General features: G+C 69.9%; 24 protein-coding genes and 2 tRNA genes. 8 read left to right on the forward strand and 18 right to left on the reverse strand.

What is annotated here, in order from left to right; all coding sequences use genetic code 11:
- Nucleotides 1-38: 38 nt before the first annotated feature.
- The 5 genes from CCK91_RS12655 to galU form a co-directional block, all read right to left on the reverse strand.
- Nucleotides 39-115, reverse strand: a tRNA-Ala gene (locus tag CCK91_RS12655).
- A gap of 51 nt (nucleotides 116-166) precedes the next feature.
- Nucleotides 167-820 carry a hypothetical protein gene (locus CCK91_RS12660; RefSeq protein WP_133059989.1) on the reverse strand — a complete coding sequence of 218 codons (654 nt, stop codon included), beginning with the start codon at nucleotides 818-820 and terminating at the stop codon, nucleotides 167-169.
- 107 nt (nucleotides 821-927) lie between these two features.
- Nucleotides 928-1,953, reverse strand: coding sequence for a hypothetical protein (locus CCK91_RS12665; RefSeq protein WP_086474355.1), 1,026 nt, complete (start codon nucleotides 1,951-1,953; stop codon nucleotides 928-930).
- A gap of 248 nt (nucleotides 1,954-2,201) precedes the next feature.
- Nucleotides 2,202-2,855: a GNAT family N-acetyltransferase gene (locus CCK91_RS12670; protein ID WP_086474356.1), complete on the reverse strand. Its 654-nt coding sequence runs from the start codon at nucleotides 2,853-2,855 to the stop codon at nucleotides 2,202-2,204.
- 135 nt (nucleotides 2,856-2,990) lie between these two features.
- Complete coding sequence (gene galU / locus CCK91_RS12675) at nucleotides 2,991-3,884, reverse strand: UTP--glucose-1-phosphate uridylyltransferase GalU (protein WP_085510398.1); 894 nt, start codon at nucleotides 3,882-3,884, stop codon at nucleotides 2,991-2,993.
- A gap of 153 nt (nucleotides 3,885-4,037) precedes the next feature.
- Between galU and CCK91_RS12680 the strand changes: the two genes are divergently transcribed.
- The 3 genes from CCK91_RS12680 to mscL are packed head-to-tail and all read left to right on the forward strand — an operon-like array spanning nucleotide 4,038 to nucleotide 5,515.
- Nucleotides 4,038-4,637: a 5-formyltetrahydrofolate cyclo-ligase gene (locus CCK91_RS12680; protein WP_086474687.1), complete on the forward strand. Its 600-nt coding sequence runs from the start codon at nucleotides 4,038-4,040 to the stop codon at nucleotides 4,635-4,637.
- Between the two features lie 32 nt (nucleotides 4,638-4,669).
- Nucleotides 4,670-5,017: an FmdB family zinc ribbon protein gene (locus CCK91_RS12685; RefSeq protein ID WP_086474357.1), complete on the forward strand. Its 348-nt coding sequence runs from the start codon at nucleotides 4,670-4,672 to the stop codon at nucleotides 5,015-5,017.
- 51 nt (nucleotides 5,018-5,068) lie between these two features.
- Nucleotides 5,069-5,515, forward strand: coding sequence for a large conductance mechanosensitive channel protein MscL (gene mscL, locus CCK91_RS12690; RefSeq protein ID WP_086474358.1), 447 nt, complete (start codon nucleotides 5,069-5,071; stop codon nucleotides 5,513-5,515).
- Nucleotides 5,516-5,551: 36 nt separating this feature from the next.
- Here the strand turns inward: mscL and CCK91_RS12695 are convergent, their stop codons facing one another.
- The 3 genes from CCK91_RS12695 to CCK91_RS12705 form a co-directional block, all read right to left on the reverse strand.
- Nucleotides 5,552-5,767 carry a hypothetical protein gene (locus CCK91_RS12695; protein ID WP_086474359.1) on the reverse strand — a complete coding sequence of 72 codons (216 nt, stop codon included), beginning with the start codon at nucleotides 5,765-5,767 and terminating at the stop codon, nucleotides 5,552-5,554.
- A 16-nt stretch (nucleotides 5,768-5,783) separates the two neighbouring features.
- Nucleotides 5,784-9,485 (reverse strand): AAA family ATPase, encoded by a 3,702-nt coding sequence (locus CCK91_RS12700; protein WP_242664537.1) that lies wholly within the window; start codon nucleotides 9,483-9,485, stop codon nucleotides 5,784-5,786.
- A gap of 135 nt (nucleotides 9,486-9,620) precedes the next feature.
- The gene (locus CCK91_RS12705; protein ID WP_086474361.1) at nucleotides 9,621-10,835 is read right to left on the reverse strand and encodes an ROK family transcriptional regulator; all 1,215 of its coding nucleotides are present in this window, start codon (nucleotides 10,833-10,835) and stop codon (nucleotides 9,621-9,623) included.
- A gap of 116 nt (nucleotides 10,836-10,951) precedes the next feature.
- Here CCK91_RS12705 and CCK91_RS12710 point away from each other — a divergent pair, with 116 nt between their 5' ends.
- Nucleotides 10,952-12,154 (forward strand): glycosyltransferase family 4 protein, encoded by a 1,203-nt coding sequence (locus CCK91_RS12710; RefSeq protein WP_086474688.1) that lies wholly within the window; start codon nucleotides 10,952-10,954, stop codon nucleotides 12,152-12,154.
- Here CCK91_RS12710 and CCK91_RS12715 read toward each other — a convergent pair.
- Nucleotides 12,117-13,151 carry a Gfo/Idh/MocA family protein gene (locus tag CCK91_RS12715; protein ID WP_085510392.1) on the reverse strand — a complete coding sequence of 345 codons (1,035 nt, stop codon included), beginning with the start codon at nucleotides 13,149-13,151 and terminating at the stop codon, nucleotides 12,117-12,119. The genes CCK91_RS12710 and CCK91_RS12715 overlap by 38 nt on opposite strands.
- 164 nt (nucleotides 13,152-13,315) lie before the next feature.
- Between CCK91_RS12715 and CCK91_RS12720 the strand changes: the two genes are divergently transcribed.
- Nucleotides 13,316-13,813: a LysM peptidoglycan-binding domain-containing protein gene (locus tag CCK91_RS12720; protein ID WP_165767053.1), complete on the forward strand. Its 498-nt coding sequence runs from the start codon at nucleotides 13,316-13,318 to the stop codon at nucleotides 13,811-13,813.
- A 19-nt stretch (nucleotides 13,814-13,832) separates the two neighbouring features.
- Here the strand turns inward: CCK91_RS12720 and CCK91_RS12725 are convergent, their stop codons facing one another.
- A complete protein-coding gene (locus CCK91_RS12725; protein WP_086474689.1) occupies nucleotides 13,833-15,257 on the reverse strand; it encodes a CitMHS family transporter in 1,425 nt (474 codons plus the stop codon).
- 228 nt (nucleotides 15,258-15,485) lie between these two features.
- Here CCK91_RS12725 and CCK91_RS12730 point away from each other — a divergent pair, with 228 nt between their 5' ends.
- On the forward strand, nucleotides 15,486-17,225 hold the full coding sequence (locus tag CCK91_RS12730; protein ID WP_086474363.1) for a sensor histidine kinase: 1,740 nt from the start codon (nucleotides 15,486-15,488) through the stop codon (nucleotides 17,223-17,225).
- On the forward strand, nucleotides 17,225-17,896 hold the full coding sequence (locus CCK91_RS12735) for a response regulator (protein ID WP_086474364.1): 672 nt from the start codon (nucleotides 17,225-17,227) through the stop codon (nucleotides 17,894-17,896). Before CCK91_RS12730 ends, CCK91_RS12735 begins: the two co-directional genes overlap by 1 nt.
- A gap of 216 nt (nucleotides 17,897-18,112) precedes the next feature.
- Here the strand turns inward: CCK91_RS12735 and CCK91_RS12740 are convergent, their stop codons facing one another.
- The 6 genes from CCK91_RS12740 to CCK91_RS12765 all read right to left on the reverse strand — a co-directional run bounded on the left by CCK91_RS12740 (nucleotide 18,113) and on the right by CCK91_RS12765 (nucleotide 23,013).
- The gene (locus CCK91_RS12740; RefSeq protein ID WP_086474365.1) at nucleotides 18,113-18,766 is read right to left on the reverse strand and encodes a ScbR family autoregulator-binding transcription factor; all 654 of its coding nucleotides are present in this window, start codon (nucleotides 18,764-18,766) and stop codon (nucleotides 18,113-18,115) included.
- 182 nt (nucleotides 18,767-18,948) lie between these two features.
- A complete protein-coding gene (locus tag CCK91_RS12745; RefSeq protein ID WP_086474366.1) occupies nucleotides 18,949-19,791 on the reverse strand; it encodes a LysR family transcriptional regulator in 843 nt (280 codons plus the stop codon).
- Nucleotides 19,792-19,869: 78 nt separating this feature from the next.
- Nucleotides 19,870-19,941, reverse strand: a tRNA-Arg gene (locus tag CCK91_RS12750).
- A 25-nt stretch (nucleotides 19,942-19,966) separates the two neighbouring features.
- On the reverse strand, nucleotides 19,967-20,464 hold the full coding sequence (locus tag CCK91_RS12755; RefSeq protein ID WP_079001921.1) for an HNH endonuclease: 498 nt from the start codon (nucleotides 20,462-20,464) through the stop codon (nucleotides 19,967-19,969).
- A gap of 428 nt (nucleotides 20,465-20,892) precedes the next feature.
- Complete coding sequence (locus CCK91_RS12760) at nucleotides 20,893-22,062, reverse strand: CHAP domain-containing protein (RefSeq protein WP_133059990.1); 1,170 nt, start codon at nucleotides 22,060-22,062, stop codon at nucleotides 20,893-20,895.
- A gap of 249 nt (nucleotides 22,063-22,311) precedes the next feature.
- Nucleotides 22,312-23,013 (reverse strand): metal-dependent transcriptional regulator, encoded by a 702-nt coding sequence (locus CCK91_RS12765; RefSeq protein WP_079705381.1) that lies wholly within the window; start codon nucleotides 23,011-23,013, stop codon nucleotides 22,312-22,314.
- A gap of 144 nt (nucleotides 23,014-23,157) precedes the next feature.
- Between CCK91_RS12765 and serC the strand changes: the two genes are divergently transcribed.
- The gene (serC, locus tag CCK91_RS12770) at nucleotides 23,158-24,270 is read left to right on the forward strand and encodes a phosphoserine transaminase (protein ID WP_086474368.1); all 1,113 of its coding nucleotides are present in this window, start codon (nucleotides 23,158-23,160) and stop codon (nucleotides 24,268-24,270) included.
- Between the two features lie 86 nt (nucleotides 24,271-24,356).
- On the opposite strand, the gene CCK91_RS12775 is transcribed toward serC, so the two are convergent.
- Both CCK91_RS12775 and CCK91_RS12780 read right to left on the reverse strand, forming a co-directional pair.
- Nucleotides 24,357-25,046 (reverse strand): DUF3027 domain-containing protein, encoded by a 690-nt coding sequence (locus CCK91_RS12775; protein ID WP_086474369.1) that lies wholly within the window; start codon nucleotides 25,044-25,046, stop codon nucleotides 24,357-24,359.
- Complete coding sequence (locus tag CCK91_RS12780; RefSeq protein WP_079705376.1) at nucleotides 25,039-25,422, reverse strand: cold-shock protein; 384 nt, start codon at nucleotides 25,420-25,422, stop codon at nucleotides 25,039-25,041. Before CCK91_RS12780 ends, CCK91_RS12775 begins: the two co-directional genes overlap by 8 nt.
- Between the last annotated feature and the right edge of the window lie 83 nt (nucleotides 25,423-25,505).

Below are 25,505 nucleotides of genomic sequence, written 5' to 3' on the forward strand. Positions count from 1 at the left end.
CAACCCCGCTCCGTGAGGTGCGGGGTTGTCGTTGCAGCTGGTGGACCCAAGGGGATTCGAACCCCTGACCCCCTCGATGCGAACGAGGTGCGCTACCGGACTGCGCCATGGGCCCAACTACTCGTCCAGGCTAGCAGAACCGGCGAGCCGTTTCGAACCGGCCGTGCTAGTCCTCGTACGGGTTCGGACCGTCGTCGACCGGCATGCTGCCGTCCTTCGGATTGGCGGCGATGAGGGCAGCGAGGTCGAGATCGCGGAACCAGCGGAGCCGCTGGCTCCGGGCACGCCGATAGTACTCGTCGACGACCGGCTCGTCGAGGACCCGGTCGAGCTTCGCCTGGATGGCGCGCTCCAGGTCGCCCCACGCACGCTCACGAGCGGATTCCGCGATCGCCGCGACGAACTCCTCGTCCTTGCTCACCCGACGGAGTTCGGCGGCGAGCCCCGAGTACACCTCGCGGCGACGGGACAGGGCGCTCAGGTCACCCGCACGGTAGTCGTGCTGGTGGCGCGCACTCCCCCGACGCTGGAAAGCTGTCTGGCGCGCCTCCCGTGCGAGGTCCGCGTACTCCTCCTGCTCATCAGCCATGCGTCCCAGCTCGCGCCGGACAGCCGCCTGGGTCGCCTCGGCGTCGTAGGACGCGCCGTCGCGGAGTGCTCGCTCGATGATCCAGTTCGTGACCTCGACCACGGTCCAGGACCGCGCGATGAGGAGACCTTCCTCGACCGCGTGCTCCACCGGCGGCGGAGCCACCTCAGGGGGCGCGACGTACGGCTTCATCGGCTTCCGCCGGCTCTTCCGCCACACGCCCATGGTCACCTTTCGCGTTCCAGGGCGTCGACGAGAACCGAGCGACGAACCCCCTCGACGAGTCTATCCGTCGCCGGTGACCGGTTCATGAACGACCGGACGGGCGCGGTCGGGACTCAGCCTGCGGCGCGGCGACGCTGCAGCAGGGTCGAGCCGCCGGCGGCGATCTCGCCCTCGTCGACGACACCCATCGAGGCGAAACGACTCGGTGCCGGCTGCGGTTCGACGCGCTCGGGCTGCGGAGCGGCGACGGGCTCTGGACGACGGACGATCGTCGGTACGACCGGCGCGAGACGCTCGGCGCGAGAGGCGATGGCCTCCTGCATGGCCGCCTGGCGCAGGCGATCGTAGGCGTCGGCCTTCGCCAGCTCGGCGGCAGCCGAGGAGCCCTCGGAGAGGTGGAGCGGCTTCGGGATGGACGTCGGGGTCCACGTCTGCGCCTGCGATGCCGCCTTGACGGGCTCGTTGTACTCGAAGAGCGCCGACTCGACACGCCTGGTCGTGACGGCGACCGCCGGTACCGGCGCGACGGCACGGTGGGCGATGCGCGACATGCGGGAGAGCGCAGAGAGAGCGAGCAGCCCGACGACCGTGGACGAGATACCGAGGACGAGACCGCCACCCGCGAGGAACGCGGTCACGCCGGAGCAGAGCCCGATGATGGAGGCGACCAACACGGTGGTCGCGAGCAGCCTGGAGCGACGACGACTCCGCGCGAGCTTCGCCGCTCGGGCGTTGCGCTGCACGGCACGGGCTGCGGCAGCGGCCGCACGACGAGCATCCTCCGCGGCACGGGCGGCGGCTTCGGCCTGCACGGCCCTGGCCTCCTCCTCGCGGCGGATGCGATCGGCTTCGGCGAGTTCGACGCGCGCCGCGGCCTCGGCCGTCGCCTTCGTCCTCGCCTCGAGCTGCTTGAGGAGCTTGCGCTGCGCTGCGACCTCACGCGACGTCGCCTCGAGCCGCACGGCCTCCGGGACCTCAGCCGTCTCGGCGAGCACACGGAGCGTCTGCTGCAACCGGATCGCGTTGCGCTCACTGGCGGAGAACTGACTGTCACGCACCCACGACGGCACCAGGTACACCAGCCACAGCATCGCTGCGACCAGAATGATCACCCCACCGCTCAGGAATCCGCCGTCCATGTCCCTGACCGTAGCGGGTGCAACGACCGGAGACGGGCAGTCGTCGGGTGTGTCCCCGGATGGAGGGGGAAAATGGCTTCGGCAGGTGTCTCCCTGCGAACGCTGCCCTTCGACAAGCTCAGGGACCGGCGGAGGTGGACTCAGGGACCGGCGGAGGTGGACTCAGCGACCGGCGGCGGTGGACTCAGCGACCGGTGGAGGTGGACTCAGGGACCGGCGGAGGTGGACTCAGGGACCGGGGAGCCGGCTCAGCGGGTGGGGAACGGCGACGCGGCCGCGAGACGGTCGGCCTCGGGGATCACGCACGCGTCCTTCGGGACCTGGCCGTCCAACCACCGGTTCAGGACGCCGCCCGGGACCTCCTCACGGACGAGGCCGAAGCAGAAGTGGTCGCGCCAGTCGCCGTCGATGTGGATGAAGCGGCGCCGCAGTCCCTCGTACCGGAACCCGAGCTTCTCGACGACCCGCAGGCTTGGAGCGTTCTCGGGCCGGATGCAGATCTCCAGACGGTGGAGCTGCAGGGCGGTGAAGCAGTGGTCGGTGGCCAGGGCGGTCGCGATCGGTGTGGCACCGAGACCAGCGAACCGCTGGGAGACCCAGTAGCCGATCGACGCCGAGGCCAGCGATCCGTAGGTGATGCCGGAGACGTTGAGCTGGCCGGCGAACTCCCCGTCGACCTCGATGACGAACGGGAGGCCTGCACCCGAGCGGGCATGGTTCTGCAACGACCGGATCGCCGCACGGCTGTCGGCCGGGACCGGGCCGTAGGGGCTCGTCGCCTCCCAGCGGCGCAACCAGGCTCGGTTCTCCGCGAGCTCGCGCTCGAGCGGCCTCGCGTCACGGACCTTGATCGGCCGGATGCTCACTCGCCCACTGCTCAGAACGGGTACGACCTGCGCCACCGTGCCACCCCTCTCGCGTTCTGTGGCGAGCCTAGTGGAGCACTCACCGTTGCACCGACACCGTGGTGCCGACAGCACCGCGCCCCGAGATCCGCTGCTGCGGACCCGGGGCGCGTCGTGTGTCGTCCGATGGACTCAGTCGAGGTCCCCGGCGAAGCCCTTGAGCCACGGACGGAGCTCGGGACCGAGGTCCTCGCGGTCGACCGCGAGCTGCACGATCGCCTTGATGTAGTCGAGGCGGTCGCCCGTGTCGTAGCGACGGCCACGGAAGATGACGCCGTAGACGCCGCCCGTGCCTTCGACGTCTGCGGCCATCTCCTGGAGTGCGTCGGTCAGCTGGATCTCGCCACCCTTGCCCGGCTCGGTGCGCTCGAGGATCTCGAATACCTCGGGCTTCAGCACGTAGCGGCCGATGATGGCGAGGTTGGACGGCGCATCCTCCTTCGCGGGCTTCTCGACGAGGCCGGTCACCCGGACGACGTCGGGGTCGTCGGTGGCCTCGACGGCTGCCGCGCCGTACATGTGGATCGAGTCGGGGTCGACCTCCATGAGGGCGATGATCGTGGCGTTCCGCTTGTCCTGCTCATCGAGCATGCGCTCGAGGAGGACGTCGCGGGCGTCGATCAGGTCGTCGCCGAGGAGTACGGCGAAGGGCTCGTGGCCGACGTGGCGCTTGGCCCGGAGGACGGCGTGGCCGAGGCCCTTCGGGTCTCCCTGGCGCAGGAAGTGGATGTCGGCGAGCTCACTCGACTCGTTGACCTTCTCGAGGCGCTGGGTGTCGCCCTTCTTCGCGAGGTTGAGCTCGAGCTCGGTCACGCGGTCGAAGTGGTTGGCGAGGGCGTTCTTGTTGCGGCCGATGATCATGAGCACATCGGCGAGCCCGGCGCTGACGGCCTCCTCGACGACGTACTGGATGGCCGGCTTGTCGACGACGGGGAGCATCTCCTTCGGCAGGGCCTTCGTCGCCGGAAGGAACCGGGTGCCGAGACCTGCTGCGGGGATGACTGCTTTGGTAACACGAGTGGTCATGAGGGAAAACCTATCGTGTGGAGTCGGGTAAGTCGCCGAATACCCCCTCGAACGAGGGTGAAATCCCCTGAACCCCTGGACGAGGCGGCGGATGTCGGGTAAGACGTCGGGCAACGAGCCGGGCGCGACGACGAGCCGTTTAGAATGGGTCGCATGACGAGCCCCGCCGAACACGAGAAACGAGCGCTGCGCGCCGAGCTCCGTGAGCGGCGGGAGCTGCTCACCTCGCTGGAGAAGGAGCGGTCGACCACCGGCCTGACGGACAACCTCCGCGCCCTCGTCTCCCGCTTCGGCGCGACCTCCATCGCCTGCTACCTCTCCTCCCCGAGTGAACCCGACACCCGTCCCTTCCTCCAGTGGGCGCAGGAGGCGGGCATCCGCATCCTGTTCCCCATCACCCGCACCGACGGGCTCCTCGACTGGACGATCGGCGAAGACGGCATCGAGACGGTGGGCTTCGCCGGCACCCCCGAGGTCGTGGGTACCACCCTCGGTCCCATCGCGATCAACGACGTCGACCTCATCCTCGTCCCTGCGGCCGCCGTCGACGCACACGGCATGCGCATGGGCTGGGGTCGCGGGTACTTCGACAAGACGCTCGGCTCGATGGAGCGCTGCCCTCCCGTCTACGCCGTGCTGTACGACACCGAGATCCTCGACGAAGTCCCGAGCGAGATCCATGACGAACCCGTCGGCGGCGCCGTGACCCCGAGCCGCATCCTCGACTTCGACCAGGTCAGACCGCGCCGCTGAGCGCGCCGACCCACCACATCCCAGGAGACCCCGTGCCCACCTACGCCTACCGCTGCACCGAGTGCGGCAACGCCTTCGACGTCCAGCAGTCCTTCACCGACGACTCCCTCACCGAGTGCCCGGCGTGCTCCGGCAAGCTGCGCAAGCTGTTCAGCGCGGTCGGTGTCACGTTCAACGGCTCCGGCTTCTACCGCACGGACTCCCGCGCCGGTGCCGGCAAGGGCTCGAGCTCGATCCCGGCCTCCTCGAAGTCCTCGGAAGGGTCGTCGAGCTCGTCCTCCTCGGACGCCAAGGGCGGATCCTCCTCCTCGGGCGGCTCGTCCAGCTCCGGCTCCAGCTCCAGCGCCACACCGGCCTCCGCCGGGAGCGCCGCGTCCTGAGCCGGTAGCGTAGCCAGGGTCCTGCCCATCCCCGATCCACAGGGAGACCCCATGCTCAAAGGCTTCAAGGAGTTCATCCTCCGCGGCAACGTGATCGACCTGGCCGTGGCCGTCGTGATCGGGGCCGCGTTCACCGCCATCGTCAACTCGCTCGTCGAGAACATCTTCAACCCGCTGCTCGGCGCGCTGTTCCAAGCTGAGAGCTTGAAGGACGCCTTCGTCGTCGACATCCCGACGCTCGCCGGAGCGACGGCGAAGCTCCAGTTCGGCGCGTTCATCGGCGCAGCGATCCAGTTCGTGCTCGTCGCCGCCGTCGTCTACTTCGTCATCGTGCTGCCGATGAACCACTTCAAGCGCATCACGACGAAGCCGACCGTCGCCGATGAGCCGGCAGCACCGAGTGAGCTGTCACTCCTCACCGAGATCCGCGACGTGCTGAAGACGGGCACGAGCGCTCCGCTGCCGCCCGCACGCGACGACACGACAGACGGCCGCTAGTCCGGCTCGTCCAGTGGCACCGACGTCCCGTCCCGCTCACCAGTGGGGCGGGACGTTGCGTTGCAGCTCCTCGTCGTTGCCACCGCCGCCAGCCGGTTTGACTGCGCCACCCCAAGCGGCGTCGGTGTCCTCCGCCGCCTTGACCGGATCGGCCGGCAGCTGCGGCGCGGGATCGGTCCCGGGAGCACCGGGCCGGATCGCCCGCCTCGATCCTCGGGGACGGACGATCCGTGGCTCCTGATCGTCCTGCATGATCAGTGTCCGACCATCAGTGGCGTGGGACCTGCACGGCGATCGGCGCGGTGTCGAGGTGCTCCGTCGTGTTGAGCCCGAGCACACCGGCCACGCGCTGCGCGACCGCCTCGGCGTCGGCGAAGAGGTCGAAGCTGTGCACGCGGACGTAGTGCCAGCCGAGGCGGCGCAGGACGTCGGGGCGGAGCCGCAGCGACTCACGGAGGCTCGCGTCGCCCAGTTCCTCGTCGCACTCGACGACCACGGCTCGGCCGCCCCACGAGGCGACCAGGGCGAGCTTGCCGCGGTAGCCCATGTCGACCCGCATCCCGAGCGTCTCGAGGCGCGTCGCGAGGTCGACGAGCATCGGCTCGGCCTCGTGCGTCGCCTGATCCTCGGAGGCGCGACGCGACGTGTCCGTGAGGATGCGTGCGAGCGCGAGGATACCGTGCTGGATCCGGTTCTGGTCGAGGTCCTCGGGGCGGACGCACGAGACGATCACCATGGACCGCCGTGCGCGCGTCATGCCGACGGCGAGCAGCCGGTCACCGCCTGGCTGGCCCAGCGCACCGAAGTCGGACAGGACCCGCCCGTGCGGCGTCAGGCCGTACCCGATCGAGAAGATGACGCGGTCGCGGCTCTCGGCCACGGACTGCTCGAGCGTCAGGACGGTGAACGGTTCCGCCCGCTCGCGGAGGAGGAAGTCGGAGAGGTCGGCACGACGCGAGAACGCTGCGAGGACCGCCTGCTGGACCCGGACCGCATGCTTGTCGCTCGCGGTCACGACCATCAGGGATTCCTTCGGGCGGTTCGAGGCGTGCTCGAGGACGAGTTCCACGACCCGATCGACCTCGACGTCGACACTCTCCACCGCTCCGGTGACCGGGTCGGGCATGCCGAGCCCGCCGGGCACGTAGTCGAGGCTCAGGCTGCCGTGGCCGAGGAACGAGCCGGCCCACGGCAGGGAGTCGATCTGGCCGCCGTAGAAACGTTCGTTGACGAGTTCTGCGAGGTCTTCGCCTCCGGCGCGGTAGGAGCGCGTCAGCATGAGGGTCGGCAGGACGGAGCTCAGCTGCTCGAGCGCGGACTCACGGTGCAGCTCGGCGATGTCGGCGTGCTGCTCGGGGGTCGCCTCCTGATCCGTCAGACGGATCTCGAAGGGTGACGGACTCTGCGTGACGGGGTCACCGAAAGCGACGACCTGACGCGCACGACGGATGGCGTCCACGTTCTCGGCGAGGAGCGTCGCCCCCGCGTCGACGAGGAAGACGGCGTCGAAGGACGCACTCTCGGGAATGCGAGGCACCTCGTACGGCGAGACGAGCCAGACCGGCGCGAGGACGCGGGACAGTGTGGGTGCCGCCTGCTCGAGCTCAGCCGCCCGAAGCGGTCGATCACGCTTGAGGAGCGAGCGGAGCGCCATGCCTTCGGTGGCGTGGTCGACGAGGCCGATCTTCCAGGTGTCGGCCAGCAGCGAGGCGAGGAGCTGCCCGGAGGCGGAGGCGTGCGCCTCGTCCACCAGTCGGAAATCGGACTCGAGACGCTCGACGACGCTCGTGTTCGCGCCGAGCAGACCGCGGTCCTCGGTGAGCACGAGTTCGAGCATCGACTGCCACCACGCGAGTTCGAGCTCGTCGGCGAGGCGCGTCCGCGGCACGTGCCGTTGGGACAGGTCGACGATGAGCTCGCCAAGACCCTGCTCGCGCAGGCCGGCGAGGATCGCGGTCCGCTCCTGGAGGTTGTGGAGGACCTCGGACTCGGCGGCGAGCTCGGAGATCGTGCGGACGAGACTCGGGATCGCGAGGCGTCCGAGGCGGTCCTGGGTGTCGGCGATACCGAGCGGCTGGTCGACCAGCTCGAGCTTCGCGGCGACCGTCTGGTACGCCTGCTCGACGTCCGCGATACCGAGCGGCACCTCGGGCGGCGCGCCGGTCGTCACATAGCGCTGCCACAGGGTGCGCTGCTGTTGGATCCGGCGGAGGGCGGCGTTCATGTCGGGCACGTGCGCGCCGGGGCGCAGGTATTCCTTGGCCAGGGCCTTGAGTCGACGGCGGCTCGCCGACGACATCGCGGCGGAGTCCTTCCGCGGGCTCGTCGCGACGATGAGGTCGGCGAGCGACCGGTCGAAGACGTCGGGCTGGAAGCGGTCGAGCGTCTCGCGGATGTCCGCAAGGAGTCGCAGGTAGATGCCAAGCTCGTCGATCGACTCGAAGGGCCGCATCTGCGTCTGCCCGATGAGGCCGTACGCGCGCTCCAGCAGCTGCGGCAGGTCCTTGCGGTGCAGGCGCTTGGCGAGGTCGTGGGTCTCCTGGGCTTCCGCGGTCGTGTCGAACGACGCGCCGTACCAGGGCGAGTCGCCCGGACCGTAGCGGAACTCGCCGAGAGCGGCCGCGCCCTCGAGCGCCTCCGCCGCGCGGGAGCGGCCCGCGGCGAGCCCGACGAGCGTCTGGCGGTCGAGCCGGACGAGGGTTCCCGGAGGGTGCGGCAGCTTGGAGAGCTTCGAGAGCGCTTCGAGCGCTTCGATGACCGAGACCCGTAGATCGGGGTCCTTCGCCTGCAGCGAGGTGCGGTAGTCGATGAGGACCCGTCGCAGCCGGACGAGCGCGTCGTCGACCTCGCCGACCTGCGGCGGGATCGACCGCTCGTTGCGGGTGATCGCCTGGATGAGGTCGCGGCGGAGGGTTGACGGCGACGCGCACAGACCCGGCAGACCGACCTTGGTCAGGCGGTGGCGGATGCCCTCGAGCGTGGAGCGACGGGGGCTGACGACGAGGACGCGCTTGTGTTGCGATGCGAGGACACCGATGGCGTTCACGATGGTCTGCGTGCCGCCCGTGCCCGGAAGCGTCGTGACGACGAGCGAGTTGCCGGCACCGATCTGCGCGATGACGTTCTCCTGCTCGACATCCGCGTCGAGCAGGAGGGTGTCGGTCGACGGCGGGCGGTCGTCCTGGCCCGGTGCGTCGACGGGCGTGAAGCTGCTGCGCACGAGGCCGACGGCACCCTCGTCGCCCGCGACGGCGTCGAGGATCGGGTGGTCGAGCTTGGCGGCGTCGTCGAGCAGGGAGTGGCCGACGGCGGCGAAGGAGGAGACGAGTAGACGCGGCTGGACGGTGAACCATTCGAGCCCGGCGGCGAGCGAGCGGAGGCGGTCGATGACAGGCTGCGGCTTGAAGACCCCGCCCGACTCGCTCAGCGCGACGAACTCGTCGGGATCGAGGACGATGCCGAACTGCTCGCGCAGGGCGCGGACGAGCTCCGGGTTCGCGGTGGTGGCACCACGCAGCTTGACTTCGTAGTCGCGACCGTATCGGCGGATGGCCAGCGGCCGGAGCAGGACCGGCGCGCTGAAGTCCTCACCCTGATGCGTCCACTGGGCGAGGCCGACGGCGAGGTGGACGGCGTCGATGCCGCGGACGGTGGAGAGCTCGATGCCCTTCGTCGTGATGCGGTCGGCGGCGCGCTTCGCACCGCGGAGCGCGATCTCGTCGCGGATGAGGTTCGACAGCAGCGTCGACTTGCCCGAGATGAACTGCGGCAGACCACCGGGATGCGTCGAGCTCAGCTCCACCCGGGTCGTCGGGCCGTCCACGAAGTGGAGCAGCGGCGAAGGGCCGCCGACCGTGCTGAGCTGCTGACGCCAGGCGTGCAGCGCCGTGTCGACCACGCCTGCCGATGCCGCCACGGGACCCTCGCGGAGTTGTGCCTCCGCCGCTTCCCGTTCGACTCCGGACGTCACGTCGCCGTCATCCCGTCTCTTCTCTAGCCGCCACACACTTGCACCATACGTGCCCGGTGGGGGAAACACCGGGAAGCGGTGCGGTTTTTCGCCGAGTCCGCCGAGGAAATGTGCGACGCGCGCGTCGTCCGAGGGTCAGGAGACGCCGAGGAGGCCGGAGAGCACCATGACCGCGGTGCCGCGCAGGACGATGTCGGCGCCCTGCTCGCTCATCCGGATCTGCACGCCGCCGTGGAACTCGGTCATCGTACGCGCCCGCACGGTCTCGATCGCGGCGTCGAGGAGCACACCGGCGAGCAGTTCCTCCGGGCCGCTCACGACGATCTCCGACAGGTTCAGCGCACCGACGATCGCGGCGAGCGAGACACCGAGGCGCTCCCCTGCGGCGCGCAGGATCTCCTCGCGGCGCCGCTCGACCTCCGCGGCGGGAAGATCGCTCGCCTCGGCCGCCGCGAGGAGCTCACGCAGGTGCGGCACGGCCAGCCAGGCCTCGAGGCACCCCCGCTTCCCGCAGGCGCACAGCGGCCCGCCGTCGGTGCCGACGACCACGTGGCCGATCTCACCGGCCGCGAACCGGCTCCCGAAGAGTGGGTGGCCGCCCACGAGCAGCCCCGCTCCGACGCCGTTCCCGACGCTCACGAGCATGAGGTCGCCGTCCGCGCCACCGAAGCTGTACTCCGCGAGCACCGCGGCGTTGGCGTCGTTCGCGACGATGACCGGCACCTGGGCGACCTGCTCGATCGCGCCCTGGAGGTCGACGTCGGTCCAGCCGAGGTTCGGGGCGCTGCGGACCGTGCCGGTCATGTCGACGACGCCGGGCGAACCGACCCCGATGCCCAGCACCTCGACCGTCGCCTCCTCGACGAGGTCCGCGGCGAGCGCGACGGCCTTCGCGATCGCATCCACCCCCGTGGCACCGTCGAGCGGCACCTCGAGCATCGTCACGACCTCGCCGTCGAGGGTCAGCACGGCACCTCGGAACACCTCGGTGTCGGAGAGGTCGAGGCCGACGATCTGGAACTCGTCGCGGTTGATGTCGATGAGCGTGGCGGGCTTGCCCGGGCGAGAGGTCTCGCGGAGGCCGACCTCGACGATGAGGTTGTCCGCGATGAGCGAGGCGACGAGGTCGGAGATGCTCACCCGGGTCAGGCCGGTGGCGCGGGCGATGTCGGCGCGACTCATGGCCCCGCTGGCGAAGAGGGTCTGGAGGACGAGCGCCCGGTTGTGGCCGCGGGCGTGCTCCGGCAGGACCTTCGCGTTGGGCCGCAGCCGTCGCGCCGGGGTGTACGAGAAGGATTCGACCCGCTCCGACGCGATCCCGCCGCCGCCTCCGAATCCACCAGCACTCATGGGATAAGTAAAGCAGGCTGCGCCTCATCGTGCGGCACCGCGATGTCACCCGATGGTCACCGACACGTCGCCCGCCGGGCACCGTTGCGACCCGTACGACGCGGAGCATCATGGGTGTGAGGATCGCAATCGTGACCGAGTCGTTCCTGCCGCAGATGAACGGCGTCACCCACTCCCTGCTCCGCATCATGGAACACTTCGCGGACCGAGGGGACGAGGTGCTCGTCATCGCCCCCGGTGCCGGAGCATCGACGCCGCGGCTCCACGAGGGCTTCCGGGTGGACGGCGTCCCGTCGATCCCGCTCCCCCGCTACCGGAACGTGCGGGTCGCCGCCGGCGGGGTCGGCCGGATCACGGAGCTCCTCCGCGGCTTCCGCCCCGACGTGGTGCACCTGGCCTCGCCGTTCGTCCTCGGCTGGCGCGGTGTCCAGGCCGCCGAGCGCCTGGGCGTCCCGACCGTCGCCGTGTACCAGACCGACATCCCGGCCTACGCCGGACGGTACGGGTTCCCGGTCGCCGAAGCGCTGCTGTGGCAACACGTCGAGCGCCTCCACGGTCGGTCGACCCTCACGCTCGCGCCGTCACGGCAGTCGATCGCGCAGTTGGAGGCGCACGCCATCCCGCGGGTCCGCCTGTGGGTGCGCGGCGTCGACGCCGTCCGGTTCTCCCCGGAACGGCGCAGCGAGGCCTGGCGTCGTTCCGTCGCTCCCGGCGGCGAACGGATCGTGGGCTATGTCGGTCGGCTCGCGGCCGAGAAACAGGTCGAGGACCTCGCGGTGCTCGGTGGACTCCCGGGCGTGAAGCTCGTCATCGTCGGCGAGGGGCCACTGCGTGCGTCGCTCGAACAGCGACTCCCGAACGCGGTCTTCACCGGGTTCCTGGGCGGCGAGGAGCTGGCGGTCGCGATGGCGGGGCTGGACGTGTTCGTCCACCCCGGCGAGTCCGAGACCTTCTGCCAGACCATCCAGGAGGCGATGGCCTCCGGCGTACCCGTCGTCGCGACCGGTCGGGGTGGGCCGGTCGACCTCGTCGACTCCAGTCGCACCGGGTGGCTCTACGAACCCGGCAGGCTCGACCAGCTGCGCGGGTTCGTCAAGGACCTCGTGGGCGACGAGGTGAAGCGGGCGGCGTTCGGTGCCGCGGCTCGGGCAGGCGTCCTGCCGCGCAGTTGGAAGAGCGTCAGCAGCGCCCTCATCGGGCACTACAGCGACGCCATCGAGCTGCACGAGGGCGCTCGGGCACGGCGGAGCGGTCTCGACCCGCGTGTTCAGGTGCCCCGGGTCACTCGCCCGGGTACCGGACGCCGATCTGGCGCCTGACCTCGTCGAGGGTCTCCATGATCGCAACCGTCTCGGCGAGCGGCATGATGTCACCGGAGAGGCGGCCCTCGGAGGCGAGCCGTTCGAGTTCCCACGCCTGGAAGTGCATGCCGCGGCCGTCCACCTCGGAACGGTAGGTCTCCACGACCTCGCCGTCGGTGCCGAACACTCGGAAGGTCGTCGCCGTGTACCAGACGCGGTCGAACTCGATCCAGCCGTCGGTCCCGACGATGGCCGCGCGGTTCGGACCGACGGTGTTACTCGCCGACAGGGTGTTCGCCACCTGGCCGTCCGCGTAGCCGAAGAGGGTCGCGACCTGCATGTCCGCCCCCGTATCGCGGAGCGCGGCCGTGGCCTGGATCGTCGTCGGGGTCCCGAAGACGGACGACGCGAAGGAGACCGGGTACACGCCGAGGTCGAGCAGCGCGCCGCCGCCCAGCTCGAGGTTGTTCATGCGGTGCTCCGGGTCGTCCGAGAGCAGCTGGGTGTGATCGGCGACGAGGCTGCGCGGCTGTCCGATGACACCGTCGGCGAGCAACTCGCGGAGTCGGACCATGTGCGGGAGGAACCGGGTCCACATCGCTTCGAGGACGACCAGGCCGCGCTCCGCCGCGAGCGCCACGACCGCCTGCGCCTCGGCGGCGTTGAGGGTGAAGGGCTTCTCGATGAGGACGTGCTTCCCGGCGTCGAGCGCCAGCACCGCCTGCTCGGCGTGGAACGGGTGCGGGGTCGCGATGTAGATCACGTCGACCTCGGGGTCGGCGGCGAGCGCCTCGTACCCCACGTGGACGTTCGGGATGTCGAACTCGGCGGCGAACGCGGCTGCGGTCTCGGCGGATCGCGAGGCGACGGCCCGGACGTCGAAGCCGTGCCGTCGGAGGTCGGCGGTGAAACTCTTCGCGACGCCGGCGGGGCCGAGGATGCCCCAGCGCAAGCCGGTGGACGGGCCTGCCGCGGGGGTTCCCGTTCCGGTCCGGTCGATGTCCTGCTCCGTCATGGCTCTCCTTCGATGCGCGTTCCAGCAGCCTACTGGAGGGCCTCCGGCGCTCGGGATTTCGGGGGTAGCCCTGCTCGGACTCGCAGCGCCTCGCCGTAGGCTGAGGGTTCAACCGAGCCCCGCCGACCGCGCTGAGGGCCCGGTCCATCCTGGGGGGATGCGCTGTGGGGCCGAACGAATCGACCGGACGTCGACGTGCGCTGTCGCACGCCCGGAACCTCGCGATCGGCGTCGTCGGTCTCCTCGCCCTCAGCGGCTGCGTCTCGGAGCCGGCCCCGCCGCCGGTGACGGTCGTCGTCACCCAGCAGCCGGACCCGTCGCCCTCGGTCGCCCCGGTGCCCACCTCCACTGCGCGCGACGCGCTGCCTCCGGAACCGGCGCCGATCGTGCCGAACGCGCCGGCGGAACCGGCGGAACCCCTTCCGGAGGGCCCCGCGTTCGACCTCGGACCGCGGGACGGCGCGCTCGGCCCGGTCGTCTCGGACGCGGATGGCAACCCGATCGGTTACACGGTCGTCGCCGGCGACGTGTTCTTCGACATCGCGCAGCGCTTCGACCTGCCGCAGCAGCAATTGCTCCGCATGAACCCGTCGATCCCCGGTCTCGGACTCGACATCTACATCGGCGACCTCGTCAACCTCGACTGGACGACCACGCGTTGACGCTCGGCGCCCGCCGGCGTCAGCCGAACGGGATGGTGCCGACGAGCACGCCGACGACGAGCATCACGAGTGAGACGATCGCGGCGCGCCACAGGACCTTCTTGTGGTGGTCGCCGAGGTTCACGCTGGCGAGCGAGACGAGCAGGAGGATGGCCGGCACGAGCGGGCTCTGCAGGTGGACCGGCTGACCCGTGATCGACGCGCGCGCCATCTCGACCGGTTCGATGCCGAAGGTCGAGGCGCTCTCGGCCAGCACCGGCAGGATGCCGAAGTAGAACGCGTCGTTGCTCATGAAGAAGGTCATCGGGATGCTGAGCACCCCGGTGATGACCGCGAGGAACGGACCGAGCTCCGTCGGGATGATGTCGACGATCCAGTCGGCCATCGCGGTGACCATGCCGGTCCCGTTGAGGACGCCGATGAGCACACCGGCCGCGAGCACCATGGAGACGACGCCGACGATGCTCGGGGCGTGGGCGACGATCTCCTTGGACTGCTGCGCGAGCCTCGGGAAGTTCACCAGGAGGGCGATGGCGGTTCCGACCATGAACACGTATGGCAACGGCACGAGGTCGAGCACGAGCAGCGTCATGACGGCGACCGTGAGCACGAGGTTGACCCAGATGAGTCGCGGGCGCAGGGTGTCGCGCTCGGGGTCGAGCATCGTGTCGGCCATGGCCGTGTCGTCGGGGCGGACGAGGGTCGCGAGGCGCCCACGGGCACTGGTCGAGAAGGTCGTCGACATGCCGCCGGTGAGCGGGTGGTCGGCGGGCCCGGAACCCGAACCCGGTGCGGCGACGCCGGAGGTGCCGTCGCCGAGGAGGTCGACGCCCGCGAGGCGCTTGCGCTCCCCGAGCCCGAGGAACCAGGCGAAGGCGAACACGAGGACGAGGCCGGCGGCGAGCGACGGCAGCATCGGGACGAAGATCTCGGTGGGCGAGACCCCCAGGGCCGAAGCGGCGCGGACGGTCGGCCCACCCCACGGGACGATGTTGAGCGTGCCGTTCGCGAGCCCGGCGACGCAGGTGAGGACGACCGGGTTCATGCCGAGCCGCAGGTAGATCGGCAGCATCGCGGCGGTCGTCACGATGAAGGTCGTCGACCCGTCGCCGTCGAGTGACACCGCGCCCGCGAGGAGCGCCGTACCGACGACGATCTTCGCCGGGTCATTGCCCAGCGCACGGACGATGAACCGGACGAGCGGGTCGAAGAGCCCGACGTCGATCATGATCCCGAAGTACATGATCGCGAACATCAACAGGGCGGCGGTGGGAGCGAGGCTGCCGATCGCCTCGATGACCATGTCGCCGAGCCCGAGTCCGGCGCCGGCGAACAGCCCGAAGACCGTGGGGACGATGATGAGCGCCACCATCGGGGTGAGGCGCTTCGTCATGATCAGCACCATGAAGGTGAGGATCATCGCGAATCCGAGAATGACCAGCATGTCGACTCCTTCGTCTGCGTGCACCGCGGTGTGCACGACGGGACGCGGCGCGGCGACACGGGCGATGGACCGAGCGCGGCGGGCGTTCACGGAACCGTACGGGAGCGGCACGGAGCTGTCTCGCTTGTGGGCGTTCGGCTCGGATCTGCGGGTTACACCACCTTCTGCGCATTCTGCTCACCATGCGGTCGACGCCGCCCATCGTCCCGGCGACGTACGATCGGAGCCATGATCGGCGACGAAGCGGAGCGGCCACGTCGACGACGGGGCGGGCGCTCCAGCTTCGCGGCGCAGGTGCTCGTCCTGCAGCTGGTCGTCGTCATCGCGGTCGTCGCCGTGTGCACGGGCGTGTTCGCCTGGATGAGCAGCGAGCGCCTCGTGCACGAGGCCCAGGCCACCGCCCTCGCGATCGCCCAGAGTGTCGCGAGCGACCCCGACGTCCGCACCGCCGTGACGCTCGAGGCACGTACCCCGGGGACGCCGACGGCGGCCGACCTCCGGACCGGCCCTCTGCAGGAGCTCGGCCGTGAGGTCGGCGCACGGACCGGGGCGCTGTTCGTGGTCATCACCGACGAGCGCGGGATCCGCCTGGCGCACCCCGACGCCGACCAGCTCGGGCTCCGGGTGAGCACCAGTGCGGAAGCGGCCCTGGCCGGGACCGAGTCGGTCTCATGGGAGACCGGCACCCTCGGCCCGTCCGCCCGCGCCAAGGTGCCCGTCTTCGCCGCCGAGTCCTCCGACACTGCTGGGGCTGCGATCTCGGCCGGCGCCGGCGAGGTCGTCGGCGAGATCAGCGTCGGGTTCGCCCCGCAGCGGGTGTTCGCCGACGTCGTGGGCGAGACCGCGCTGGTCGCGGGCGCAGCGCTGCTCGCGCTGACGATCGGCCTGGTCGCTTCGATGCTCATCCGGCGCCGGCTGCGGCGGCTGACCCTCGGCCTCGGACCGGAGGAACTCGCCGCGCTCGTGCAGAACCAGGCTGCCGTCCTCGGCGGAGTCGGGGAAGGCGTCCTCGGTGTCTCGCCGGACGGCGCCGTGACGGTCTGCACCGATCAGGCGGCCGGGCTCCTCGGCATCGGGTCGGTCGTCGGGCGCCGGTTCGACGACCTCGACCTGCCCGATCGACTGGTGGACCTGGTCGCGGACGACGCCGCGTCGCCGGCCTCGGCCCAGCTCGTCGTCGGATCCCGCGTCCTGTTCGTCGACGTCCGGCCGGTGTCCCGGGACGGCGTCGACCTCGGTCGGGTGGTCGTCCTCCGCGACCGCACCGACGTCGAGGCACTCACCCGGCGGCTCGACGCCGTCGCGACGATGACGACCGCGCTCCGCGCTCAGCGGCACGAGTTCGCGAACCGGTTGCACGCGATCTCCGGCCTCCTCGAGACGGGGCAGGACGCCGAGGCCCGCGACTATCTCGCCAACGTGCTCGACCACGGACCGCTGAAGTACCCTGTCCAACACGCGGACCGCCTCACCGAGCCCTACCTCCAGGCCTTCCTCGGTGCGAAGGGGGTCGAAGCCGCAGAACGCGGGGTGCTGGTCACCATCGGCTCCGAGACCCTCGTCACCGGCTCCCTGTGCGATCCTGAGGACGTGACCACCGTCCTCGGCAACCTGCTCGACAATGCGGTGAACGCGGCCGTCGCGGGCCGCGTCCGACCGGCCTGGGTGGAGGTCGAGGTCCTCGACCACGGTACCGAGCTGCACTGCTCCGTGATGGACTCGGGCGACGGCGTCGCGGCGACGGGCCAGGACGAGGCTCCACCCGCCGCGCCGACCAGCGACCAGAGCGACCTGGACGACGTCCATGGCCACGGGTTCGGTCTGCCCCTCTCACGCGACATCGCCCGTCGTCGAGGCGGAGACGTCTGGTTGGCCTCCCCCGGCGTCCGTGGCGAACACGGAGCGGTCTTCTGCGCGCGGCTCCCCGGGACGGTCGAGCCGGCGCCGTCCATGGCGGGAGACGGATGATGGCGGCCGATCTCACCGTGCTCGTCGTCGACGACGACTTCCACGTCGCCCGCCTGCACTGCCGGATCGTCGACGAGGTCGACGGGTTCCGCGCGCTCAACCCCGTCGGCTCAGCCGCCGAGGCCACGCGGAGCATCGCCGCCGAGCCACCCGACCTCGTGCTCCTCGACGGCTATCTTCCGGATCGGAACGGGCTCGAGCTCCTCGTGGACCTCCCGATCGACACCATCGTCGTCTCCGCGGCGTCGGATGGTGCGTCTGTGCGCCGAGCGCTTCGTGCCGGAGCCCTCGGCTACCTGGTGAAACCGTTCCCGCCACAGGTGCTCCAGGATCGGCTCGCCGCCTACGCCCGGTTCCGGAACGTCCTCGGCGAGGCGGCGAACGCCGACCAGGAGACGATCGAGCGCGCCTTGCGCATCCTGCACTCCGGCGACGCCGGGGCGATGACCCGGTCGAGGTCCGCGACGGAGACGGCCGTCCTCGAAGCGGTGTCGGAGGCGGACGGCGAGCGCTCGGCCGCCGAAGTGGCCGAGCTGGTCGGCGTCTCACGTGCGACGGCGCAACGGTACCTCTCCGCGTTGGCCGCCCGCGGTCTCCTGACGACCCAGCTGCAATACGGGACCACCGGGCGTCCAGAGCACCGGTACGCGCCGCCCGGCGCCGGCCGCTGAAGCGTCCACACGCCGTCGGCTGGGCGATCCCCCCACGACATCGCCCAGCCCGGCACGTGAACCAACGCTTCGCCGATGGAACGCGGAATGCCCCCGCACACCGTGATCCATCCGTCGTCACACGACGATCAGCAAAGTGAGTTAATCACCCGATTCAGTTTAGGGTGACCTCACGGCGCATGCGTCAGGGCTAGCCCCTAACGTGCACCCGACCGCTCAGGCGTCCTGCGCGTCGAAGGCTGCGTCGAGGACGGCGAGCACCTCGGCCTGGCGGTCCGCGACGATGACCGCCGCGATGAGGATCCGCCACATGGTGTCGACCGCGTTGAGCAGGTCGGTCCGACCCGCCAACAGGTTCGAGATGAGCTGTGTCCCGGTGAAGAACGCGACGAAGGACCTCGCCAGTTCCGCCGGCTCGAGCGCAGACTGCAACTCACCGAGCTCGATCGAGGCCTGCACCCGTTCCTCGACGCTCGCGATCCACTGCTCGTGGAACGCGGTCGTCGGCGCCTGGATGACGCCCTGCTCGAGGGACAGCCGCAGGCCGGCGCGGGTGATGGGGTCGGTGAGCAGCTGCTCGGTGATGAGGCGGGAGGCCTGGACCAGCCCACCGAACGGTGAGGGCGCCGTGGTCGGCGCGGTCAGCGCAGCGATCGAGCGCGTGCTCTGCTCGTTGATGACGGCGATCGCCAGTTCCTCTTTCGAGGGGAAGTAGAAGTAGAGCGAACCCTGCGTCGTCCCCGCCTCGCGGGCGATGTCCGACAGGCTCGCCTGTCCGTAGCCGACCCGGTCGAACATCCGGGCGGCACCTTCCACGACGGTCTGGCGTCGTTCATGACCTCGTTGCTGCTGTGGTCGTCGTTCGGGCATGTGCGTTTCCTGCTTCTGTCATCCCCCGATTCAGGGATAAGCGTACCCACTCCGAGCTGAGAAGACGGTGTCGAACGCGGCAGAAATTCGGAACAAGTCGACCGACTTGATCGCGAGAAGATCCCGGTCGGGTCGCAAAAGGGCGCATCGAGGGTGTCATCACCGACTGAGACCGAGCGAACTCACTCGCGGCGGGTGACCAAGGCGAACCGCTCGCGGAGCTCAGGTGCGTCGGCGAACGGCCGCCAGCACAGACCGTCGTCCTCCCGCATCGCAGCTACCGGACGCAGGGCGACGAGTCGCTCACCGAAGCGCAGGGCATCGAGGAACAGGGTGTCGTTCCCCGCGTCGATCGTCAGCGAGCGCGGGTACCAGCCGCGCGCCGCGAGCGCGCTGGCCAACCACGCCGAGTACGCCGGGTCCTTGCCGGGCTCGGGACGGAGCAGCTCCTGGTCGGCGAGATCGGACCATTCGATGACGTCCTTCGCCGACAGCGGGTGCGCAGCGCGCATGACGACGCCGAGCGGCAGTGCAGCGATCTCCTCGGCGGCGAGCTCGTCCGGCAACTCGATCGGCAGACGCACGATGGTGGCGTCGAGACGACCGGTGGTGACGAGGTGTAGCTGCTCGACCGGTTCGATCGCGACGGCGACCGCTGGGACGTCGATGCGGCGGCCGGCCTCGGAGACGACCGCGTCCCACGTCGTCGGCGGACGGCCGACCCGGATGTGCCGAGCCGGTGACGCGGGATCCATGTCGGCGACGACGTCGATGAAGGTACGGACCTTCAACAGGAAGCGCTGCCCCTCACGCGTCGGGCGGTACTCCTCCCCCAGGACGCTGAACAGCTCGACCCCGAGCGCGGCCTCGAGCCGCCGCAGCTGCTGCGCGAGGCTCGGCTGTGCGACACCGAGCAGGTTCGCCGCGGCGCCGAGCGTCCGAGCATCCGCGACGACCACGGCCGACCGCAGCTGACGAAGGGTGATGGCGTCGCGTTCGAGTTGGCGGTGGAGGTCGTGCGTCATGCTTCGAGCCTACGGCGTGCCCGCAGCCCTACCCGACATGCGAAGCCGTGCTCAGCTCGACGGCCGCACCTCCGACGGTGCCCCTGGAGGGACTCGAACCCCCAACCCTTTCCTTAGGACGGAACTGCTCTTCCATTGAGCTACAGAGGCTGACCCGTCGAGTTTAGCCGGTCGCTCAGGCGGCGGGCGCCAGGTACTGCTCCCAGTCGGGCTCCGAGCGCTCGACGCCCCGCACCATCCACTGCGAGCCGTGCGGCGTCCCCGGTGAGACCCGGAGACTCCAGTTCATCTCCATCGGCGTACGGTCGCCCTTCACGTTGTTGCAGCGCAGGCAGCAGGCCACGAGGTTCTCCCAACTGTCCACACCCCCGCGCGAGCGCGGCTGCACGTGGTCGATCGTCGTCGCAGCCTTCCCGCAGTAGGCGCAGCGGTGTCCGTCGCGGCGCAGCACCCCGCGGCGCGTCACGGGCACCCGGCGGGCGTTCGGGATCCGGACGTATCTGGTGAGCAGGATGACCGACGGCCGATCGAACGATCCACTCGTCGCCACCACAGGATGCGAGGAGTCGATCTCGACGACGGTCGCCTTGTGATGCATCACGAGCACGAGGGCCCGCTTGAACGAGACGATCGCGAGCGGCTCGTAGCCCGCGTTCAACACCAGTGTGCGCATGCACGTTCCCTTCCGAAGGGCCACGACGGCTGCCGCGACCGGTCGACGATCACCACCTGCAGCGTCCCTGACGCGCCGGATCGAGTCGTTTCCGGGGAACAAAAAAGGGCACTGTCATGACGACAGCACCCTCTTGACCCACGGCGGAGCCGCGGCACGCTTGGCTGGAATGCCGCAGCACGTAGAGGCCGCGACCATTCGCGACCACGTGGCGACGTATAGCGTGCATCAGCTCCTGAACCTCTCCGAGTTGCAGAGCACCAGATTAACCCACAGCGACCGGATTTCCGCACGTTGCAGGAGAATTCCCTTCCGCGCCACCTCGGCTTCGGATGACGGACACCGCCTGGTCGCGAACGGTCACCGCGCATCGACGACGAATCGCGTCCCTCCGGTGGAGGGACGCGATCCAGGTCGAGCGGGTCGGATCAGCCGACGCCCGGCGGGTAGAGGTAGAGGGCCACAGCACTCGCGGCGATGGTGCGCGTGTTGTAGCTGTGACGCGCAGAGCCCCAGTTGTACTCCTCCAGCGTGACCGTTCCGTCGGCGTTGACCGACTGCACATAGGCGACGTGGTTGTAGTTGAACCAGGCGACGGAGCCGGCGATGGCGTTCGTCCCCTTGTTGTACTGCCAGGAGTCGGCCCAGCCGTAGGCGCTGCTCGGCGGCAGGCCGTTGCCCCAGGTGAAGGCCCAGTTCCCGCTGGGCGTGCCAGCGTCGCGGTTGAGCCGCCAGGCCACGAAGTCCACGCACTCGCGGTAGTAGTAGCGCAAGGGCGAGAGCCCGCCGCCCTCGTCGTCGGAAGCCTGATCGAACCAGGGGTAGTCGTCGCCCGCCTGGCGTGCGCCGACCGTGATCGAGTAGGTGGCGTTGCTGGCCGCTGCGGCGGCGTCGAGCTGACGCTGACGCTCGGCGAGCTCGTCCGGCGTCGTCGCGCTGTACAGGTCACGAGAAATCGGGGCGTCGGCCACCTTGTCGGAAGCGACGACGCTCTGGGCACCGGAGGTCTTCAGCTGCTCCGAGGCGGACGTCCCGTACTCGGTCTGCGCGCTGCTGCTCGCCGCATATGCGGGGAGGGCGACGGTGGCGACCAGTGCCGGCACGAGGAAGGCCATCGTGGCGACGCCGCGGACGGAGCCGGGTCGGGCTCCGGACGGCTTCGGCTTGCGCACGGCGACCGTCGACGCGGACGGCTTGACCGGGGGCTTGCTGCGGGCGACGCGGTCTGCACCGGTGCGAAGCGGAGCGACCGTCGCGAACGAGGCGTCGGTGGCGGACGTCACGGTGAAGGATTGCGGGGCCGTCGGCTCCGGCGCGGCGGGCTTCGTCAGCGGCCGCTCGTCGAGACGTACCTCGCCGGTCGTGACGGCGACGTCGGCCTCCTCGACGACGGCATCGTCGAGGACGATCTCGGGGTGGTCGACGGGTGCGTCCGGAGCGACGTCGGCGACGAGTGCGTCGTCGGCGTCCGACTGGGACGGTGTGCTCGCCTCCGCCTGCTTCGCAGCCTGCTCCTGGAGTCGGAGCTGCTTCCGGGTGAGGGGGACGTTCGGGGTCGTCTCGGCCTGGTCGGGGCCGCTCTCGCCAGCTGCAGTCAAGTGGATTCCTCCGGCACCCCGCATGAGCGACGACGATCGCGGTAACGCGATCGGCATGGCGCAGCCCCATCCGACGATTGGTGTCGGTTCGTGTGGCCGAGGGACGGGCTAGGGGGTGCCTCGGTTGTCTCCCTTGGGCCAGATCATGGCCTTCAGGACGAGTGACAGCCTACGGGTTACCCCTCAGAAAGTCACGTTTCGATCACGGAAAAACGGGCACATGAGGGAATCCTCATACGCGTCTCATGCTCACGCTGCAGGGGTCTCCACGAAGATGTGCGTCGCGAGCTCGTTGGGCAGCTCGAGGCCGCCCTCGACACCGTCGATGGTGACGAGCACGTAGCCACCCGCTGCCGCGAAGGTTCCCGAGCGACCCGGCATGACGCCGGCCTGCTTCAGCTGCAGGAGGAGTTCGGGGTCGACCTGCGCCGGTTCGCCGAGACGTCGGACCGTCGCCGTGACCGGCTCGGAGCGTCCTTCGACGAGGCCGACGATGTTGATGACGCCCTGCGAGAAGGCGACGGCGGGGCTGTCGCCGAACTCGTCGAGTCCTGGGATCGGCGTGCCGTACGGCGACTCGGTGGGGTGGTTGAGCATGTCGAGCAGCTTGCGCTCGACCTGCTCGCTCATGACGTGTTCCCAGCGACAGGCTTCCTCGTGGACGAACTCCCACTCGAGCCCGATGACGTCGCTCAGGAGGCGCTCAGCCAGGCGGTGCTTCCGCATGACGTGGACCGCCTTGCGTCGGCCCGGTTCGGTGAGCTCGAGGTGCCGGTCGCCCGACACGACGACGAGTCCGTCGCGCTCCATCCGACCGACCGTCTGCGAGACCGTCGGTCCGGAGTGCCCGAGACGCTCGGAGATCCGCGCACGAAGCGGGATGATGTTCTCCTCCTCGAGCTCCAGAATGGTGCGGAGATACATCTCTGTGGTGTCAATCAAATCGGTCATCGACGCCCTCCCTGCCCGATTGCACGTTCCCGGTAAGCCTAGTGCGCGGCGGCGACGTTCCCGCGCCAAGCCACTCCGCCCCGCGTGGACGCATCCGGGCACCGTGGCACGACGCCATGAGGCCCCCGCCTCTAGAATCGCCGTATGCCGGAGATCACGATTCCCACGTCCCTTCTGCCCGCCGATGGTCGATTCGGCTGCGGCCCCTCCAAGATCCGACCTGAGCAGATCGCAGCGCTCTCCGAGGCCGGCCTGTCCCTCCTCGGCACCTCCCACCGTCAGGCTCCCGTCAAGCAGCTCGTCGGCCGCGTGCGCGCCGGCCTGGCCGACTTGTTCCGCGCCCCCGAGGGCTACGAGATCATCGTCGGCAACGGCGGCTCGACCGCGTTCTGGGACGCGGCCGCGTTCGGCCTCATCGAGCAGCGCAGCCAGAACCTCGTCTTCGGCGAGTTCGGCGGCAAGTTCGCCAAGGCGGCGGGCGCCCCGTGGCTCACCGCTCCGGACGTCCGTGAGGTGCCGGGTGGATCCCGCATCGATCCCGAGGTGGTCGAGGGCGTCGACGTGTACGCCTGGCCGCACAACGAGACCTCGACCGGCGTCATGGCCCCGGTGCGACGCGTCTCCGGCGACGCCGGTGCCCTCACGGTGATCGACGCGACGAGCGCCGCCGGTGGTGTGGACTTCGACGCGAGCCAGGCGGACGTCTACTACTTCGCACCGCAGAAGAACTTCGCATCCGACGGCGGCCTGTGGTTCGCGCTCTGCTCCCCCGCGGCGATCGAGCGCATCGAACGGATCGCGGCGAGCGGCCGCTACATCCCGGAGTTCCTGAGCCTGAAGAACGCGGTCGACAACTCCCGACTCGAGCAGACGCTCAACACTCCCGCGTTGTCGACGCTCGTGCTCCTCGAGGAGCAGATCTCGTGGATCAACGGCAACGGCGGCCTCGCCTGGGCATCGGCACGAACGGCCGAGTCCTCCGGCGCCCTGTACGAGTGGGCAGAGCGCACCTCCTACACGACACCGTTCGTGACGAACCCCGACCACCGCTCGCAGGTCGTCGTCACGATCGACTTCGACGACGCCATCGACGCCGCGCTGGTCGCGAAGACCCTGCGGGCGAACGGCATCGTCGACACCGAGCCCTACCGCAAGCTCGGCCGCAACCAGCTGCGCGTCGCGACCTTCACGGCGATCGACCCCGCAGACGTCCGTCAGCTCATCGCGAGCATCGAACACGTCGTCGGGGCGCTCTGATCCGACTCCCCCGCTGAACGCCGAACGGGCGGTCGAACCCTCTCGAGGTTCGGCCGCCCGTTCGTCTGTCGCGTGGTGCGCGAGTGCTACTCGTCCTCGAACCGGTCGTCGTCCTCGTCGGAGTCTTCGTCCTCGTCCGAGTCGTCCTCGTCCTCGTCCGAGTCGTCGTCGTCCGAGTCGTCCGACGCCGCATCGACGTCGTCCTCGTCGTACTCGAGTTCGATGCCGTCGCGGTCGCGGTCGCGAGGATCCCCGGACAGCGCGACATCGTCCTCGTCGTCGAACTCGTCGGTGTCGTCCGCGTCGTCGAGCGCGTCGTCAGCCGCAGCAGCAGCCGCAGCCTCCTGCGCGGCGCGGTAGTCCGCGAGGCGTTCCGACCACGGCACCCACTGCGGAGCCAGCAACGCGCCATCGCCGGGCATCAGCTCCGTCTCGAGCACGTTGGGCGCGGCGTCGTCGGAGGTCCGCGAGAGCGTCACCGTCCAGAACCACCCGGGGTAGCCGGCCATCGTGTTCGCGAACAGCAGCGAGACGACGTGATCGTCGACCACGACGTGCCCGGCCGGCTCACCGACCGTGCTCGCGGGCGTGATCTCCTGCAGCGCTTCGCGCGCGAGCTCCACGGCCGCGATCAGGGTCTCGTCCGGCACGGGTGCCGGGGTCGACTCGCCATCGGCGCCATCGTCCGAGCGATGCTCGTCCGACTCCGCTCGGGCGTCCGTGTCGGCCGTGACGTCGCGATCCTCGACCGGCGTCTCCTGGTCGGCGTCAGGCATCCAGCTCGTCCGCGACCTTGCGCAGCACGGCAGCGATCTTCGTGCTGTGACTGCTGTTCGGGTACTTGCCGCGGCGCAGGTCGCCACCGATGCCGTCGAGGAGCTTCACGAGGTCCTCGACGATGATCGCCATGTCGTCGGCCGGCTTGCGCTTCAGCTTGACGAGGCTGGGCGGAGCCTCGAGGACGCGCACGGACAGCGCCTGGGCGCCGCGCTTGCCGTCGGCGATGCCGAACTCGAGCCGCGTCCCCGGCTTCACGCCGGCCGTGCCCGCGGGCAGTGCGGAAGCGTGCAGGAAGACCTCCTGGCCGTCATCAGAGCTGATGAAGCCGAAGCCCTTCTCCTCGTCGTAGAACTTGACCTTGCCGGTGGGCATGGGAACCTCGCTGTGTGTCGTGCGCAGAATTGCAGCGCCGTGCGGTGATCGCGCAGGACGCGCGATCGAGAGGACCATCGGTC

Source organism: Plantibacter elymi (nom. nud.), from assembly GCF_900177795.1.
Classification (GTDB): domain Bacteria; phylum Actinomycetota; class Actinomycetes; order Actinomycetales; family Microbacteriaceae; genus Plantibacter; species Plantibacter elymi.